The 15,658-nt window shown below is 61.6% G+C and carries 12 protein-coding genes; 2 read left to right on the top strand and 10 right to left on the bottom strand.

The window, feature by feature from the left end:
- Positions 1–13: 13 nt before the first annotated feature.
- Genes HGP16_RS01825 through HGP16_RS01840 form a run of 4 tightly spaced genes read right to left on the bottom strand, consistent with a single transcriptional unit; the run spans position 14 to position 5,157 of the window.
- Entirely contained in the window at positions 14–1,192 is a 1,179-nt protein-coding gene (locus HGP16_RS01825; protein ID WP_168838307.1) for an acyl-CoA dehydrogenase family protein, read from the bottom strand.
- A gap of 4 nt (positions 1,193–1,196) precedes the next feature.
- Positions 1,197–2,048 (bottom strand): enoyl-CoA hydratase family protein, encoded by an 852-nt coding sequence (locus tag HGP16_RS01830; protein ID WP_168838308.1) that lies wholly within the window; start codon positions 2,046–2,048, stop codon positions 1,197–1,199.
- 3 nt (positions 2,049–2,051) lie between these two features.
- On the bottom strand, positions 2,052–2,831 hold the full coding sequence (locus tag HGP16_RS01835; RefSeq protein ID WP_168838309.1) for an SDR family NAD(P)-dependent oxidoreductase: 780 nt from the start codon (positions 2,829–2,831) through the stop codon (positions 2,052–2,054).
- A gap of 7 nt (positions 2,832–2,838) precedes the next feature.
- Complete coding sequence (locus HGP16_RS01840; protein ID WP_168838310.1) at positions 2,839–5,157, bottom strand: bifunctional salicylyl-CoA 5-hydroxylase/oxidoreductase; 2,319 nt, start codon at positions 5,155–5,157, stop codon at positions 2,839–2,841.
- 298 nt (positions 5,158–5,455) lie between these two features.
- On the opposite strand from HGP16_RS01840, the gene HGP16_RS01845 reads away from it, so the two are divergent.
- On the top strand, positions 5,456–7,069 hold the full coding sequence (locus HGP16_RS01845; RefSeq protein WP_168838311.1) for an AMP-binding protein: 1,614 nt from the start codon (positions 5,456–5,458) through the stop codon (positions 7,067–7,069).
- Positions 7,070–7,102: 33 nt separating this feature from the next.
- Here the strand turns inward: HGP16_RS01845 and HGP16_RS01850 are convergent, their stop codons facing one another.
- The 6 genes from HGP16_RS01850 to HGP16_RS01875 form a co-directional block, all read right to left on the bottom strand.
- Entirely contained in the window at positions 7,103–7,666 is a 564-nt protein-coding gene (locus tag HGP16_RS01850; protein ID WP_168838312.1) for a VOC family protein, read from the bottom strand.
- 83 nt (positions 7,667–7,749) lie between these two features.
- Positions 7,750–8,604, bottom strand: a complete 855-nt coding sequence (locus HGP16_RS01855; protein ID WP_168838313.1) for an ATP-binding cassette domain-containing protein — start codon at positions 8,602–8,604, stop codon at positions 7,750–7,752.
- Entirely contained in the window at positions 8,601–9,473 is an 873-nt protein-coding gene (locus tag HGP16_RS01860; protein WP_168838314.1) for an ABC transporter ATP-binding protein, read from the bottom strand. The genes HGP16_RS01855 and HGP16_RS01860 overlap by 4 nt, the downstream gene beginning before the upstream one ends.
- Positions 9,470–10,363, bottom strand: a complete 894-nt coding sequence (locus tag HGP16_RS01865; protein ID WP_168838315.1) for an ABC transporter permease — start codon at positions 10,361–10,363, stop codon at positions 9,470–9,472. The genes HGP16_RS01860 and HGP16_RS01865 overlap by 4 nt, the downstream gene beginning before the upstream one ends.
- Entirely contained in the window at positions 10,356–11,363 is a 1,008-nt protein-coding gene (locus HGP16_RS01870; RefSeq protein ID WP_168838316.1) for an ABC transporter permease, read from the bottom strand. The genes HGP16_RS01865 and HGP16_RS01870 overlap by 8 nt, the downstream gene beginning before the upstream one ends.
- A 226-nt stretch (positions 11,364–11,589) precedes the next feature.
- The gene (locus tag HGP16_RS01875) at positions 11,590–13,125 is read right to left on the bottom strand and encodes an ABC transporter substrate-binding protein (RefSeq protein ID WP_168838317.1); all 1,536 of its coding nucleotides are present in this window, start codon (positions 13,123–13,125) and stop codon (positions 11,590–11,592) included.
- A gap of 376 nt (positions 13,126–13,501) precedes the next feature.
- Here HGP16_RS01875 and HGP16_RS01880 point away from each other — a divergent pair, with 376 nt between their 5' ends.
- On the top strand, positions 13,502–15,655 hold the full coding sequence (locus HGP16_RS01880; RefSeq protein WP_168838318.1) for an indolepyruvate ferredoxin oxidoreductase subunit alpha: 2,154 nt from the start codon (positions 13,502–13,504) through the stop codon (positions 15,653–15,655).
- The last annotated feature ends 3 nt before the right edge of the window (positions 15,656–15,658 follow it).

The raw sequence follows: 15,658 nt of genomic DNA on the forward strand, positions 1-15,658 counted from the left end.
TCCTGGAATTGCTCTAGGCCTTCAAAAGTTCGCGCGCGACGATGAGTTTCTGAACCTCCGTCGCACCTTCATAGATGCGAAGCGCGCGGATCTCCCGATAGAGTTTTTCCGTTATCTCGCCTGATTTCACGCCGCGTCCGCCAAAGAGCTGGACGGCGCGGTCGATGACGCTCTGCGCGGTTTCCGTCGCCGTCATCTTGGCCATGGCCGCCTCGCGTGTCGTCGGCAAGCGCTGCACGTCGCGACGCCAGGCTGCCCGATAGGTGAGCAATGCCGCCGCGTCGATGCCGGTCGCCATATCGCCGAGGGCGGCCTGCGTCAACTGAAGGTCGGCGAGTGCCGCGCCGAACATCGGCCGCGTGCGGACATGCGCTAACGACTCGTCCAGCGCGCGGCGGGCAAAGCCGAGGCCGGCAGCGGCGACCGAAGCGCGGAAGATATCGAGCGTGCGCATGGCGATCTTGAAGCCTTCGCCGGGTGTGCCGAGACGGCGCGATGCGGGGATGCGGCAATTGTCGAAGCGGATCGTCGCCAGCGGATGCGGCGCAATCACCTCGATGCGTTCGGCAATCGAGAAGCCGGGATCGTCGGCGTAGACGACGAAGGCGGAAATGCCGCGGGTTCCCGGCGCTTCGCCGGTGCGGGCGAAGACGGTGTAGACATCGGCGATGCCGCCATTGGAAATCCAAGTCTTCTCGCCATCGAGAACATAGTGATCGCCGTCGAGACGAGCAGCGCAGCTCATCGCGGCCACATCGGAGCCGGCATACTTCTCCGACAGCGCGAAGGCGGCGAGCCAATCGCCGGAGCGCACCTTGGGCAAAACGGCCGAGCGCAATTCCGGCGAGCCGGAGAGGCCGATCGCGCCGGTGCCGAGGCCCTGCATGGCAAAGGCGAAATCGGCAAGGCCGTCATGCCAGGCTAGCGTTTCGCGGGCGAGGCAGACCATACGGGAATCGATCAGCGGTTCGCTGTCGGACGAGCCTGTAGCGGCGGTCAGGAGTCCGGCTTCGCCCAGTGCCTTGACCAGCTTCCGGCATGCGCCATCGACATCGGCATGATCGATCGACGCCATAACGCCGGACTTTGCGAAGGCATCGACCTCGGCTGTGAAGCGGTGATGGCGCTCCCCGAAGAAGGGCCAGTCCAGATGATCGCGTGTCGGGCCGGGGAGGCTGCTTGCCTTGGACATCCGTTCAATCCCCCTGGAATTCCGGCCGGCGCTTGGCGGCGAAAGCCTCGAAGGCGCGGCGGAAATCCTGCGTCGCCATGCAGATCGCCTGGGCCTGCGCCTCGGATTCGATCAGCTCATCGATGCCCATCGCCCATTCCTGGTTCAGCATGGTCTTGGTCATGCCATGGGCGAACCAGGGGCCGTCGGCCAGCGAGCGGGCGAGCTTGACCGCTTCCTGCTCCAGATCGGCACTGGCGTGCAGGCCGTTGTAAAAGCCCCAGGCTTGTCCTTCCGCTCCTGTCATCGCGCGGCCGGTAAAGAGAAGCTCGGCGGCGCGGCCCTGGCCGATGATGCGGGGCAGGATGCCGCAAGCGCCCATGTCGGCACCGGCAAGGCCGACGCGGGTGAAGAGAAAAGCCGTCTTGGCCTCCGGCGTCGCCAGCCTCAGATCGGAGGCCATGGCAAGGATGGCGCCGGCGCCGGCGCAGATGCCGTCGACTGCTGAAATGATCGGTTGCGGGCATTTGCGCATCGCCTTGACGAGATCGCCGGTCATGCGCGTGAAAGCCAGAAGCTCGGGCATGGCCATGCGGGTCAGCGGCTCGATGATTTCGAAGACATCGCCGCCGGAGGAGAAATTGCCGCCCGCGCCCGTCAGCACGATGGCGCGGATATCGGAGGCATAGGCGAGATCGCGGAAGAGATCGCGCAGTTCGGCATAGCTGTCGAAGGTTAGTGGATTCTTACGTTCCGGGCGGTTCAGGCGGATGGTGGCGACGCGGCCGTCTTCGCTGACCTCCCAGAGGAAGTGCTCCGGCTTCAAATCCTTAAAGGGCTTCAGATGGCCCTTCATCGTCATGTCGCGTTCGCTCATCCCTCAAATCTCCCCACCAGCAACCGCGATTGCCTGTCCATTGATCGACGCCGCAGCCGGCGAGGCCAGCCACAGCACGGTGTCGGCAACCTCTTCCGGCTTTATCAGCCGTCCCTGCGGATTGGATTTTGTGAATTCGCCAAGCGCCTGCTCGGCGGTGCGCCCTGACTTGGCGATGATCGTCTCGATCGAGCGCTGGATGATCGGCGTATCGGTAAAGCCGGGGCAGACGGCATTCACTGTGATGCCGGTCTTCGCCAGTTCCAGCGCCAGCGAGCGGGTGAGGCCGACGACGCCATGCTTGGCGGCCACGTAGGCTGAGACGTAGCCATAACCCTTCAGACCGGCCGTCGAGGCGATATTGATGATGCGCGCGCCGGTGCCACGAGCTTTCAGGTCGGGGAGGACTGCCTGCGTCACCACAAAAACACCGGTCAGGTCGACCGTAAGGACATGGTTCCAGGCCTCCAGCGTCGTCTTCTCGAAGGGCGCGCTCGGTGCTTCGCCGGCATTGTTGACGAGGATATCGACCGGGCCGAATTTTTCGCGTGCTTTGGCGAGGCCTTGCGCCACGGCGTCGGGGCTGGTGACATCGAAGCCGTCGATAACGAACCCATGGGCGCCGATCTCGGCCACGACCGCCTCCAATGGCTCCCTGCGGCGACCGGCCAGGCTGACGCGCGCGCCCTCGGCGGCCAGCGCCTTGGCGATCGCGGCCCCAATGCCGCTGCCGGCCCCGGTGACAAGCGCGTGACGGCCGGCGAGTTTGCCCGAAGTCGTCATCTCATCCTCATTTCGCCGGTGCAGCGGTGGCCGCGCGGGCGAGGTTGGTTTCATACTGCGTCTTGCCGGAAACATATTGCTTCGGCCAGGGAATGGAAGTCAGGCCGATCTTGGCGGCTTCATGCAGCGCCCAGGCCGGATCCGCCAGATGCGGGCGGGCGACGGCGCAAAGATCGGCGCGGCCGGCGGCGATGATCGAATTGGCATGATCGGCCTCCGAGATCGCACCGACGGCGATGGTGGGGATGCCGATTTCGTTGCGGATCTTGTCGGAGAAGGGCGTCTGGAACAGGCGGCCATAAACCGGTTTTTCTTCTTTCGATACCTGGCCCGATGAGCAATCGATCAGGTCGGCGCCGGCTTCCTTGAACATGCGGGCGAAGATCGCCGCATCTTCCGGCGTATTGCCGCCATCGGTCCAGTCATGACAGGAGAGGCGTACGGAGATCGGCTTGTCCGCCGGCCAGATTGCGCGCATCGCCTTGAAGATTTCCAGCGGATAGCGGGCGCGGTTTTCATGGCTCCCGCCGTACTCGTCGTCGCGCAAGTTGGTCAAGGGCGACAGGAAACTCGATAGCAGATAGCCATGGGCGCAATGCAGTTCCAGCCAGTCCGCGCCGGTCTCGATCGCGAGCCGCGTCGATCGGATGAAGTCGGCCTTGACGCGCTCCATGTCGGCGCGGTCCATGGCCTTCGGCACCTGGCTGTTCTTGAGGTAAGGGATTGCCGATGCGGAGATTAGCGGCCAGTCGCCTTCGGCAAGCGGCTGGTCGATGCCTTCCCAGGCGAGCTTCGTCGCGCCCTTGCGGCCGGCATGGCCGATCTGGACGCCGACCTTGGCGGCGCTGTTCATGTGAACGAAGTCGACGAGGCGCTTCCACTGAGCGACCTGCGCCTCGTTCCAGAGGCCGAGGCAGCCGGGCGTGATACGGGCATCCGGGGTGACGCAGGTCATTTCCGCGAAGATCAAACCGGCGCCCCCAAGCGCGCGCGAGCCGAGATGGACGATGTGGAAATCGTTCATCACACCGTCCGCGGCCGAATACATCGCCATCGGCGACATGACGATGCGGTTGACGAGCTGGACATCACGCAGGCGATAGGGCGTGAACATCGGCGGCAGGCACCGGTCGTTGCCGACGGCAAGGCCGGATTTCTCGGCGAACCAGCGCTCATAGCCCTCGAGCCAGGTCTTGTCGCGGAGCCTCAGATTTTCGTGGCTGATACGCTGTGAGCGGGTCAGCATCGAATACATGAATTGCGGCGGCTCGAGCGTATCGGCATAGCGGCGTCCGACGACTTCGAACCATTCCATCGCATTGCGAGCGGCGTTCTGAATGCGGGCGACGTCGACGCGGCGGATTTCCTCGTAGGTCTCAAGGACGGCCGGAATCTTATCCTTCTCGTGCCCGTGGATCTGGAACTGCCGGGTGAGTTCGATCGCATCGTCGATGGCGAGCTTGGTGCCGGAGCCGATGGCGAAATGCGCGGTGTGCGCGGCATCGCCCATCAGCACGACATGGGAATCGCCGTTGAAATGGCTCCACTTGCCGCAGATCAAGCGGTTGAAGTTCAGCCAGGCCGAGCCGCGGATATGGCGCGCATTGGTCATGAGCGAAGCGCCTTCGAGCACTTCGGAGAACAGGTTTTCGCAGAAGGCTATGGAGCCGTCCTGGTCGATCTTGTCGAGGCCGTGGGCGAGATAGGCCTCTTCCGTCGTCTCGACGATGAAGGTCGAGGTCTTGTCGTCGAACTTGTAGATATGCGCCTGGAACCAGCCGTGATCCGTACGGCGGAAATCGAAGGTGAAGGCGTCGAAAAGCTTGTTCGTGCCGAGCCAGATATAGCGGTTCGGCCGTGTGATCATATCCGGCTGGAAGACTTCGGGATAATGATTGCGAATCCTGGAATTGAGGCCGTCCGAGCCGATGATCAGATCGGCGTCCGGGTAATCCAGATCGGAATTGACGTCGGTTTCGAAGATCAGCTCGACGTCGAGCGCCTCGCAGCGCTTCTGCAGGATATTCAAAAGTTTCTTGCGGCCGATGCCGACGAAGCCGTGGCCCGATGTACGCTGGCGCGTACCCTTGAACAGAACCTCGATATCGTCCCAATGGTTGAAGGCGTCCTCGATTTCGGCAGCACTTTCGGGATCCCATTCCCGCATCGAAATCATGGTCGCGTCGGAGAAGACGACGCCCCAGCCGAAAGTATCATAGGGGCGGTTGCGCTCGACGACGTGGATCGAATGCTCGGGATGGAGCTTCTTCATCAGAAGCGCGAAGTAGAGCCCTGCGGGGCCGCCGCCGATACAGACGATGCGCATCGCTTTTCCCTCCTCGTCCGGCCGGAGCCGATTTCAAAATCATTTAAGTTTAAAATATCTCGTCGCCGTCATTCGTCAAGGCTTTTCCTGCCGGGATATGCGGATAGCAGATGATCACAATATCGTAAAAACTGAAAATTGTTATTTTAAATCAATGGAAATCCAAAAATAGTTTAGGCTTAAAATTTCTTGCTTGAACATTGCGGGCTTCGGTGCGATCCTTTTTGACAACGCTGCATGTGCCGCTGGGGAAAGCGGCGACGGTGGCTTTGAACGATAGGAATGCGGGAGCAAGGCAATGCTGGGACCGACCGGCCATACCGATACATTCACGCGAGACAATCTGCCGCCTTTTGACGAATGGCCCGAGCTGCGGATGGATGGTTTCGACTATCCGGAATGGCTGAATGCCGGTTTCGAGCTCAGCGACCGCATGGTCGAGAAGGGTTTTGGCGACAACGTCGCGCTGATCGGCAACGGCCGTCGCCGCACCTATAAGGAACTGGCGGACTGGACCAATCGCATCGCCCACGCGCTCATCGAGAATTTCGGCGTCAAGCCCGGCAATCGCGTGCTCATCCGCTCCGGAAACAATCCCGCCATGATCGCCTGCTGGCTGGCGGTGACGAAGGTCGGAGCCGTCGCGGTCAACACCATGCCGATGCTACGGGCGGGCGAGCTTTCGAAGATCATCGACAAGGCGGAAATCTCGTTCGCGCTCTGCGATACCAGGCTGGTGGAGGAACTCGTCGCTGCCGCCAAGGACAGCCGTTTCCTGAAGCAGGTGGTCGGCTTCGATGGCACCGCCAATCACGATGCCGAACTCGACAGGATCGCGCTCAACAAGCCGGTGCGCTTCGAACCGGTCAAAACCGGGCGGGACGATGTGGCGCTGCTCGGTTTCACCTCGGGATCGACGGGTGTGCCCAAGGCGACCATGCATTTTCATCGGGATATCCTGATCATCGCCGATGCCTATGCCAGGGAAGTGCTGCAGGTCACGCCGGATGACGTCTTCATCGGTTCGCCGCCGATCGCCTTCACCTTCGGGCTTGGCGGCCTGGTCGTCTTCCCCTTGCGTTTCGGCGCGTCGACGGCCTTGCTGGAAAACGCGTCGCCGAAGAACATGGTCGAGATCATCCAGGAATATGGCGCGACCATCAGCTTCACCGCGCCGACGGCCTATCGCGCCATGCTGGCGGCAATGGACGAGGGGGCCGATCTTTCATCGCTGCGGATTGCGGTTTCCGCCGGCGAAACGCTGCCGGGACCGATCTTCGAAGAGTGGACGCGCAAGACCGGCAAGCCGATCCTCGACGGAATCGGCTCGACCGAGTTGCTGCACATCTTCATCTCCAACCGTCTTTCCGACGTCCGGCCGAATTGCACGGGCAAGCCGCTGACCGGCTATGAGGCCCGTGTCGTCGATGACGAGATGAACGAGGTTCCCAGCGGCACGATCGGCAAGCTCGTCGTTCGCGGGCCGATCGGCTGCCGCTATCTCGCCGACCACAGGCAGGCCGACTATGTGCGCGATGGCTGGAACCTGACGGGCGACAGTTTCGTTCAGGACGAGGAAGGCTATTTCCACTTCGCCGCGCGTTCGGACGACATCATTCTTTCCGCCGGCTACAATATTGCCGGACCGGAAGTCGAGGCAGCGCTTCTTTCGCATGCCGATGTGCTCGAATGCGCCGTCATCGGCAAGCCGGACGAGGAGCGAGGTCACATCGTGCAGGCGCATGTCGTGCTGGTGTCAGGTGTCACCGGATCGGATCTGCTGGTCAAGGCGCTGCAGGATCATGTGAAGGCCGTCATCGCGCCCTACAAATATCCGCGCTCCATCGTCTTCGTCGAGGCTCTGCCGAAGACGGAATCGGGCAAGATACAGCGCTTCCGCCTGCGTAGCTAAGGATACCGCCAGGCGACGTTTTCCCGCTCGAGATCACTTACCGGGATCTTTCGGATTCCACAGCACGGTTTCGGCATCTTTTTCGTAGGCCATGCCCTTGGGATAGCTGATTGCCTCCAATTGCAGACCCCACGGTGCCTGGAAGTAAAGGATCGACTGGCCAGCTGCCGGGCCTTCTGTGATTGGCAACGGCCCCAACCGCGTTTCAATGTTCTTGCTGTCCAGATGAGCCTTTGCCGCATCAATATCGTCAACGTAAAGCGAGATATGAAACGCACCGATGTCGCTGTTCTTCTGCTTGAGGTCCCGCTGATCCGGAGCTGAGTATTCGAACAGTTCTATGTTCGATCCGAAACCGCACCGAACTTGCGTTATCTGCTTTATTTCAGCCCTGGGATCGACGCCGAGCAGATCGGTCATGAAGGTACCCTTATCGTCGGCAAACGGTCCGAACGACATGATGACCTCGCAGCCGAGAACGTTCTCGAAGAAATCGACCGCCTGCTTCATGTCCGGCACGGTAAGCCCCGTATGGTCGTGACCACGAAGACCTGGAAGCCCGCCGGCTTTTGTCGCTGTTGACACAGGGTATTTCATAGTGGCTCCCTTTCTGTATGCCGATGCTGTTGCGTTCTTACTGCGGTTTAAGTGACAGCTTTACGCCCCCTTCGGGCGGCTATTCAGGCATCGGATACTTCTTCAATCAGGCTCTCGCGTCCGAGCCAGCGCGGGTCGATCTCCGGCAGAGGAATGGCGTCGAGCAGCATGCGCGTATAGGCGGAGGCAGGTGCGGTGAAGACGCGCTCACAGTTACCTTCCTCTTCCACTCGGCCGCGGCGCATCACGTAGACGCGGTCGCAGATGGCGCGGATGACCGAGAGGTCATGGCTGATGAAGGCCATGGACAGGCCGAGGTCGCGCGAAAGCTCCTTCAGCAGATTGAGCACCTGTGCCTGGGTCGATACGTCGAGGCCCGAGACGATCTCGTCGGCGAGCACGAAGTCCGGCCTGAGCAGCGCGGCGCGAGCGATGCCGATGCGCTGGCGCTGGCCCCCGGAAAGCTCATGCGGATTGCGATCGAGGCAGGCCTGCGGCAGCATCACCCGCTCGAGGATTTCAGCGACGTGGCGTTCGGCCTCTTTCCGGTCTGAAGCCAGCCGATGCAACAGCAACGGCTCGACCAGGATGCGGCGGATCGTGTGGCGCGGATTGAGCGAGGCCATCGGATCCTGGAAGATCATCTGCATGCGGCGGCGCAGTGGCCGCATGTCGGTATCAGGCAGACGGGTGATGTCCCTGCCGTCGAAATGGATGCTGCCCGCGGTGACGTCGACCAGCCGCAGCAGCGCACGGCCGAGCGTCGTCTTGCCAGAACCGCTTTCGCCGACGATTCCCACGGTCTCGCCTCGACGGATATCGATGTCGACGCCGCGCAGCACTTTGATGCCGTGGCCCGGAGGTCCAAAGAGATGCGGCTTGGCACCATAGGTGATCTCGATGCCCCTGGCGGACAGGAGATTATCGGAACCACTCATCGGCCGCCCTCCGGAATGCCGATTTCGCGGCGCAATTGCTCGAAGACGGCCTGCGGCACCGGTGTCAGCCCGGCATCCGGCCGGTCGTAGCGCGGCCCGGCCGATATCAAAGATTTGGTGTAGATATGTTGGGGATGCGCAAGCACGTCGCCCGTGCGCCCCTCTTCGATCACCTTGCCGGCATAGAGCAGGGTCACGCTGTCGCAGATCTGGGCGACGACGCCGAGATCGTGTGTGACGAAGATGACGGCGGTGCCGTGCGCTTCCTGCAGGCCGCGGATTAGCCGCAGAATCTGCTTCTGCACGGTGACGTCGAGCGCCGTGGTCGGCTCGTCGGCGACGACCAGTTTCGGCTCCAGTGCGAAGGCGGCGGCGATCAGGATGCGCTGGCGCATGCCGCCGGACAATTCATGGGGATAGGCGCGCAGCACGCGTTCGGGATCGCGGATATGTACTTCCTCCAGCAGTTTCAGCGCGCGCTGCCGGGCACCGCTTGACGACAGGCCTCGCTTCAATCGCAGGCCGTCGGTCAGTTGCGCCTCAATGCGCCTGCCGGGATTGAGCGCCGTTTGTGGGTCCTGCGGGATCAGCGAGATGTCGCTACCCATGATGTCGCGCAGCTCTTTACTGGAGAGAGCCAATAGGTTGCGGTTCTCGAAGAGGATCGAGCCGCCGGTGATGCGGACGCCGCGCGGCAGGATGCCGAGCAGGGCCTTGGCGATGGTCGACTTGCCGGCACCGCTTTCGCCGACGAGGCCGCGTACCTCGCCGCGCTCCAGTGTGACGGAGACATCGCGCAGGATGGGCGCGCCGCCGTCGCGGTCGGATGCGGCGTTGAGGCCGATAATCGAGAGAAGTGGAGATGTCATCGGCGCATCACCGGATCGAGGGCGCGGCGCAGGCCGTCGCCAAGCTGATTGAAAGCAAGCACCGTCGCAAAGAGCGCGATCAGCGGCACGACCAGCACCCACCATCCCTGATAGATCATCTGCCGTCCCTCGGCGATCATGCCGCCCCAGGTTGGCGTATCGGATGCAACGGATAGGCCGACGAAGGACAGGATGGCTTCGACAATGACGGCGATGCCCATTTCCAGGCTGACGAGGGCGATCAGCACCGGCGTCACATTGGGCAGGATTTCGCTGAAGAGGATTCTCTCCCGCGAAAAGCCGATCGTATGGGCTGCGGTCACATAATCCATCCGCGCCTGTGCCTGGGTTTCCGAGCGCACGACACGACAGAAGCGCGTCCAGTCGATGATGACGATGGCGGCGATCACCGAATGGACGCCGGAGCCGAACACGGCCACGAGCAGGATCGACAGCAGCACCGGCGGGAAGGCCATCCAGATATCGACGAGGCGGGAGATCACCTTGTCGATCCAGCCGCCGTACCAGCCGGCGAGAAGGCCGAGCAGCGTGCCGATGAAGGCCGCGAGCCCGGCCGCGACGAAGGCGACTGTCAGAGCGATGCGCGTGCCGAAGATGGCGCGGGACAGCACATCGCGGCCAAGATCGTCCGTGCCAAGCAGGAAGCCGGGATCGGAGCCGTCGATCCACGCCGGCGGCAAGGTGCCGGACATGAGGTCCTGCTCCAGCGGGTCTTTCGGCGCGATATAAGGGGCAAAGATTGCGAGGATAATGAGAATGAGAATGAAACCGCCGCCGAAGATCACCTTCGGCTCGGAGAGCAACGCCCGGACGCGCTTCGCCATCCTGGATGGTGGTCGTGGCATGGCGGGCAAGGTGACGTCAGCCATGGGCGAGCCTCGGATTGAAGGCTGCGACCAGAAGATCGACCGCCAGATTGACGAGAATGAAGAGGGCGCCGAAGACCAGCACCAGCCCCTGGATCAGCGGCAGGTCGCGATTGATGACCGCATCGATCGCCATGTTGCCGATACCGGGATAGGCGAAGATGCGCTCGACAATGACGGTGCCGCCGATCAGGAAGGTGAATTGCACGCCGGTCAGCGCAATCGTCGGACCGACGGCATTGCGCAGCGCCTCCTGCAGCACGAGCCGCAGCTCGGACATGCCCTTGAGCTTGGCGAGCAGGATATAATCCTGCACCATGGCCTCGGAGAGTGCGGCCTTCAGCACGCGGGCAATGATGGCCGCCAGCGGCAGGCCAAGGGCCAGGACCGGCATGACCATATGCGCACTGATGTCGGCGAAAATGCCGAAGCGAAGCGTCACCAGGCTTTCAAGGAGATAGAAGGGCGTCGCGAATTGCGCGTCGATGCTTGGATCGATGCGGCCGGAGAGCGGGAAAAGCGGAAAAAGAACGCCGAGGACAAGAACAAGCGCCAGCGCCCAGACGAAATCCGGCACGGCGAGGAAAAGGCCGTTCAGGCTATCGATTACAGGCTCGAAAATCGTGCGGCGGGCAAGCGTACCGACGATGGCGACCGTGCCGCCGAGAAGAACCGCGAGTGCGAGGGCTGCGAAGGCGAGTTCCAGCGTCGCCGGGAGGCGTTCTCCCAAGAGAGATAATACATCACGCTTCAAGGAGATCGATGTCCCAAAGTCACCGGTCAGAACCGATTTCAGCCAGAGCCAGAATTGGGTCGTGAGGCTTGCATCGAGCCCGTAATGGGCGCGGAGCGCGGCGATGTCGGCAGGGCTTGCGCCCGGTGAGATCATCATGGCGATGGGATCGCCCGGCACGACGCGCAGCAGGACGAAGACGATCACCGCCACGCCGAAGAGGGTAATCGCGGCCATGATCAGCCGGTTGAGAATGGAGACTGCTATCATGCGTTATGAGTTCCGATCGCATGTGCTGACTATAACATGGAACGTGCCGGCCCCTCATCCGGCCTATCGGCCACCTTCTCCCCGTTTTGACGGGGAGAAGGGGATAGACACCCACAGCCTTCCTTCCGAGCGCCTTTCCAGACGAGGGTACAGAGGTCGTCCCCTCTCCCCGTCAAAACGGGGAGAGGCTAGGGTGAGGGGCAGCCACATACTCAAGCCCGAGCCATCAAGCCTTCGAAACCAACGTCGGCTGCAGGGCGCCGGAGACGTTCGGTGTGACCTTCAGGCTCGATTTGTAGACGATCGGCTGGGCATATTGCAGCAGCGGGATCACATAGCCCTGCTCGGCGATGTATTTGATCGCCGCCTTCCAGCCGGCAATGCGCTTTGCCTCGTCCTTTTCCACCCAGAGCGGCCCCAGCATGTCGTCGACATCCTTGGTTTTCCAGGCCGAGTGCGGCGACGGGCCGAACATGGCGAAACCGGTCGAGGTCGTCGGGTCGCCGATGGCATTGCCCCAGTTATAGAAGGCGGTCGGGCCGAGCTGGTGGGCGGCGCGCAGTTCGTAGTGCTTGGCGATTTCGTAGACTTCGATTTCAGCCTGGATGCCGACCTTGCGCCACATGCCGACGATCGCCTGGATCATCTCGTAATCCTTCGGCTTGAAGCCGCGGGTGGTCTTGATGCCGAACTTCACCGGCTTTTCCGGTGAATAACCGCTGGCGGCCAGAAGCTTCTTGGCCTGTTCCGGATCGTAGGGGATCTTGATCGAGGCGTCGTAGGCCTCGTATTCCGGCGCCTCCAGTGTCGACAGCGGCTTGCCGTATCCGCGCAGCAGACGCTTGATGATCGCTTCCTTGTCGATTGCCATATTGGCGGCAAGGCGGACATTCTTGTCGAGCATCGGATCGACATTGCTGATGAAGATCATGCCGATGTCGGAGATCGGGGTGGTGACGCCTGATAGCCCTGACTTCTTCTTCAGCCGGTCGAAATCCTCATAGGGGATTTCCAGCGTCACGTCGGAGGAGCCGGATTCGATTTCGGCGACGCGGCTCGTCGTATCCGGCACGAACTTGAAGATGACGGTATCGAAAGCCGGCTTGCCGCCGAAATAGTTTGGGTTCGCCTTCAGGCGCAGATAGGAATTGCCCTCATAGGCATCGACCATATAGGGGCCGGTGCCGATCGGCTTCTTTTCGAAACCTTCGGCACCCACCTTGGTATAATAGTCCTTCGGCAGGACATAGCCGGTGAGGAAGGCCATCCATTTGAAGAAGGTCGGTTCGAAGCGGACGACGTCGCCGGTGATGCGGTTGCCTTCCACCTTGTAATTGTTGGCCGTCGACCAGATGAACTGGATCGGGTTGCCGGTGTCCTGCTTGGCGGCGCGCTCGAGCGACCAGACGACATCGTCCGGCGTGAACTTGGAGCCGTCATGCCAGGTCACGCCCTCGCGGACGTCCATCCAGACCTTGGTCTTGTCGTCGTTCCAGCCCCAGGCGGTCAAAAGGCCCGGCTGGAACTTGAGGTCAGGTCCCTGGCCGATATACTGATCGAAGATCGAGCGATAGATCGCCTGGATCGTCGGGTTGACGGCGGACGGGCCGGTCGTCGGATCGAAGGATGGCAGGTTGACGTTGAAGGCGATGGTCAGCGTGCCGGCTTCGGCGGCTTCCACCTGTGTCCTGCCTGCAAAAATCCCAGTCAAGAATGCGGCTGCGCCGAGGCTCAGGGCCTCGCGCCGAGTAAGCGTTGTCATGGTCACTCCGTTCCCCTGTTAAGCGACAGAAAAGCATGACGCCCGACTGCCGCTGGCGATTTATTGTCGGAATGTTTTAATCTTAAAATATGTATTTCGGAGCGGCAAGTGCTTTCTCTGGTGCTTCCGCAGAATCCCGGCCTTCATTCCTTGGCCGGCTTCGTATGTCCGTATAAATTTTATGCATATGCATATATTTGGATGCTGGACCGATGCTTTGACCAACGGCTCTGCATCGCCGCGCGCTATTGTTACGCAGCCGATATCGCAAATTGCAGTAGCGACATCCGATAATTGTTCGTTGACAGTTCAAGGAAGTTCAAAATATGATTTTGCAAATGATTTAAAGAAGCCCATAGGGCAAAGGGGTAACACGATGGCCGAGCGATCATTTGCGCGCGAGGTCGAGGATCTGAAGCTCGGGGAAGGCGACATCTTCCGCGGCGAGGGTATTCTCGCGATCACCAAGGCGCTTCTGCAATCCGGTGTTTCCTATGTCGGCGGCTATCAGGGATCGCCGATCTCGCATCTCATGGACGTGCTGGCCGACGCCAAGGACGTGATGCAGGACCTGGGCGTCCACTTCGAGACATCCGCCTCGGAAGCGGCGGCCGCTGCCATGCTCTCCGCCTCCGTGATGTATCCGGTGCGCGGCGCCGTTACCTGGAAATCGACTGCCGGCACGAACGTCGCCTCCGATGCGCTTTCCAACCTGTCTTCCGGTGGCGTCACCGGCGGCGCGCTCATCATCATCGGCGAGGATTATGGCGAGGGCTCCTCGATCATGCAGGAGCGCAGCCACGCCTATGCGATGAAATCGCAGATGTGGCTGCTCAATCCGCGCCCGAACCTGCCGTCGATCGTACAGGCGGTCGAGGAAGGGTTCGAACTGTCGGAAGTATCGAATACGCCCGTCATGCTGCAGGTCGGCATCCGCAGCTGTCATGTGCATGGCCAGTTCGTCGCCAAGGACAACAAGCGTCCCGCCTATACGCTGAAGCAGGCGCTTGAAAATCCGGTTCGCGACGTCAACCGCATCGTGCTGCCGCCGGCTTCCTTCATGCATGAGAAGGAGAAGCTGGAGAAGCGCTGGCCGGCTGCGGTCGATTTCATTAGGAAACGCCAGCTCAACGAATATTTCGGCCCCTCCGAAGGTGAGGTCGGCATCATCCTGCTCGGCGGCGCTTACAACGGCGTCATGCGCGCTCTGCAGCAGCTAGGGCTCGCCGATGTCTACGGCAATTCCGCGGTGCCGCTCTATGTCCTGAATGTCGCCTATCCGCTGGTCGACGATCAGATCGCCGAGTTCTGCGCCAGCAAGAAAGCGGTGCTGATGGTGGAAGAGGGCGCGCCCGAATATATCGAGCAATCCCTCAACACCATTCTGCGTCGCCGCGATATCCAGACCAAGGTGGCGGGCAAGGACGTGCTGCCGATGGGCGGCGAATATACCGCGCCGGTGCTGATGAAGGGCATCAAGAACTTCCTGGAAATCCATCAGCGCGTGCTGCTCGGCAATCAGCCGCCGCTGCCGGATCCGACGCCGATCCTCAACGATCCGAAGATCAAGGCGCTCGCCGAAGTCGTACCGCCGCGGCCGCCCGGTTTCTGCATCGGCTGTCCCGAGCGGCCGATCTTCGCCGCCATGAAGATGGTGGAGGGCGAACTCGGCCAGCACCACATATCAGGCGATATCGGCTGTCACCTCTTCTCGATCCTGCCGCCCTTCAATCTGGGCAGCACGACCATGGGCTATGGGCTCGGGCCGGCGGCTGCCTCGGCCTTCAACGTCGAGGCCGACAAGCGCGTAATTTCGGTCATGGGCGACGGCGGCTTCTGGCACAACGGCCTTGCGACCTCGGTCGGCAATGCCGTCTTCAACAAGCAGGACGGCGTCATCCTCGTCGTCGACAATTATTATTCGGCGGCGACCGGCGGCCAGGACATACCGTCGTCGCGCGCGCTGAATCCGCGCCGCAAGACCAATAATTCCATCGTCAATGCGGTGAAGGGCATCGGCGCGACATGGGTGCGTCAGATCGACAGGACCTATGATGTCGGCAAGATGCGCGACACGTTGCGCGAGGCTCTGACCTCGAAGGAGCCGGGGCCGAAGATCATCGTCGCTTCCTCGGAATGCATGCTCAATAAGCAGCGCCGCGTGAAGCCGCAATTCGCCAAGGCGGTCAAGGACGGCAAGCGCATGGTCAAGGAGCGCTTTGGCGTCGACGAAGACGTCTGCACCGGCGATCACGCCTGCATCCGCCTTTCCGGCTGTCCCTCGCTTTCGGTCAAGCATACCGACGATCCGCTGAAGGACGATCCTGTGGCAGCGATCGACAATAATTGCGTCGGCTGCGGTAATTGCGGCGAGGTTGCGGAAGCGGCGGTGCTCTGTCCCTCCTTCTATCGTGCCGACATCATTCACAACCCGACGGGCTGGGATCGCTTCGTCGCCCGCATGCGTTCCGGCATCATCGGCTGGCTGCAGGCGCGCCGCCGCGCCGGCCGTATCGTCTTTTCGGATTGAGAG

This window comes from Rhizobium sp. P40RR-XXII, assembly GCF_012641405.1.
Taxonomy (GTDB): Bacteria; Pseudomonadota; Alphaproteobacteria; order Rhizobiales; family Rhizobiaceae; genus Rhizobium.

What these genes read in the sequence shown, in the direction of transcription:
- HGP16_RS01855 (WP_168838313.1), bottom strand. Translation starts at nt 8,604, where the DNA reads ATGAGTGGTTCCGATAATCTCCTGTCCGCCAGGGGCATCGAGATCACC.
- HGP16_RS01845 (WP_168838311.1), top strand. Translation starts at nt 5,456, where the DNA reads ATGCTGGGACCGACCGGCCATACCGATACATTCACGCGAGACAATCTG.
- HGP16_RS01860 (WP_168838314.1), bottom strand. Translation starts at nt 9,473, where the DNA reads ATGACATCTCCACTTCTCTCGATTATCGGCCTCAACGCCGCATCCGAC.
- HGP16_RS01880 (WP_168838318.1), top strand. Translation starts at nt 13,502, where the DNA reads ATGGCCGAGCGATCATTTGCGCGCGAGGTCGAGGATCTGAAGCTCGGG.
- HGP16_RS01875 (WP_168838317.1), bottom strand. Translation starts at nt 13,125, where the DNA reads ATGACAACGCTTACTCGGCGCGAGGCCCTGAGCCTCGGCGCAGCCGCA.
- HGP16_RS01865 (WP_168838315.1), bottom strand. Translation starts at nt 10,363, where the DNA reads ATGGCTGACGTCACCTTGCCCGCCATGCCACGACCACCATCCAGGATG.
- HGP16_RS01830 (WP_168838308.1), bottom strand. Translation starts at nt 2,048, where the DNA reads ATGAGCGAACGCGACATGACGATGAAGGGCCATCTGAAGCCCTTTAAG.
- HGP16_RS01850 (WP_168838312.1), bottom strand. Translation starts at nt 7,666, where the DNA reads ATGAAATACCCTGTGTCAACAGCGACAAAAGCCGGCGGGCTTCCAGGT.
- HGP16_RS01835 (WP_168838309.1), bottom strand. Translation starts at nt 2,831, where the DNA reads ATGACGACTTCGGGCAAACTCGCCGGCCGTCACGCGCTTGTCACCGGG.
- HGP16_RS01840 (WP_168838310.1), bottom strand. Translation starts at nt 5,157, where the DNA reads ATGCGCATCGTCTGTATCGGCGGCGGCCCCGCAGGGCTCTACTTCGCG.
- HGP16_RS01870 (WP_168838316.1), bottom strand. Translation starts at nt 11,363, where the DNA reads ATGATAGCAGTCTCCATTCTCAACCGGCTGATCATGGCCGCGATTACC.
- HGP16_RS01825 (WP_168838307.1), bottom strand. Translation starts at nt 1,192, where the DNA reads ATGTCCAAGGCAAGCAGCCTCCCCGGCCCGACACGCGATCATCTGGAC.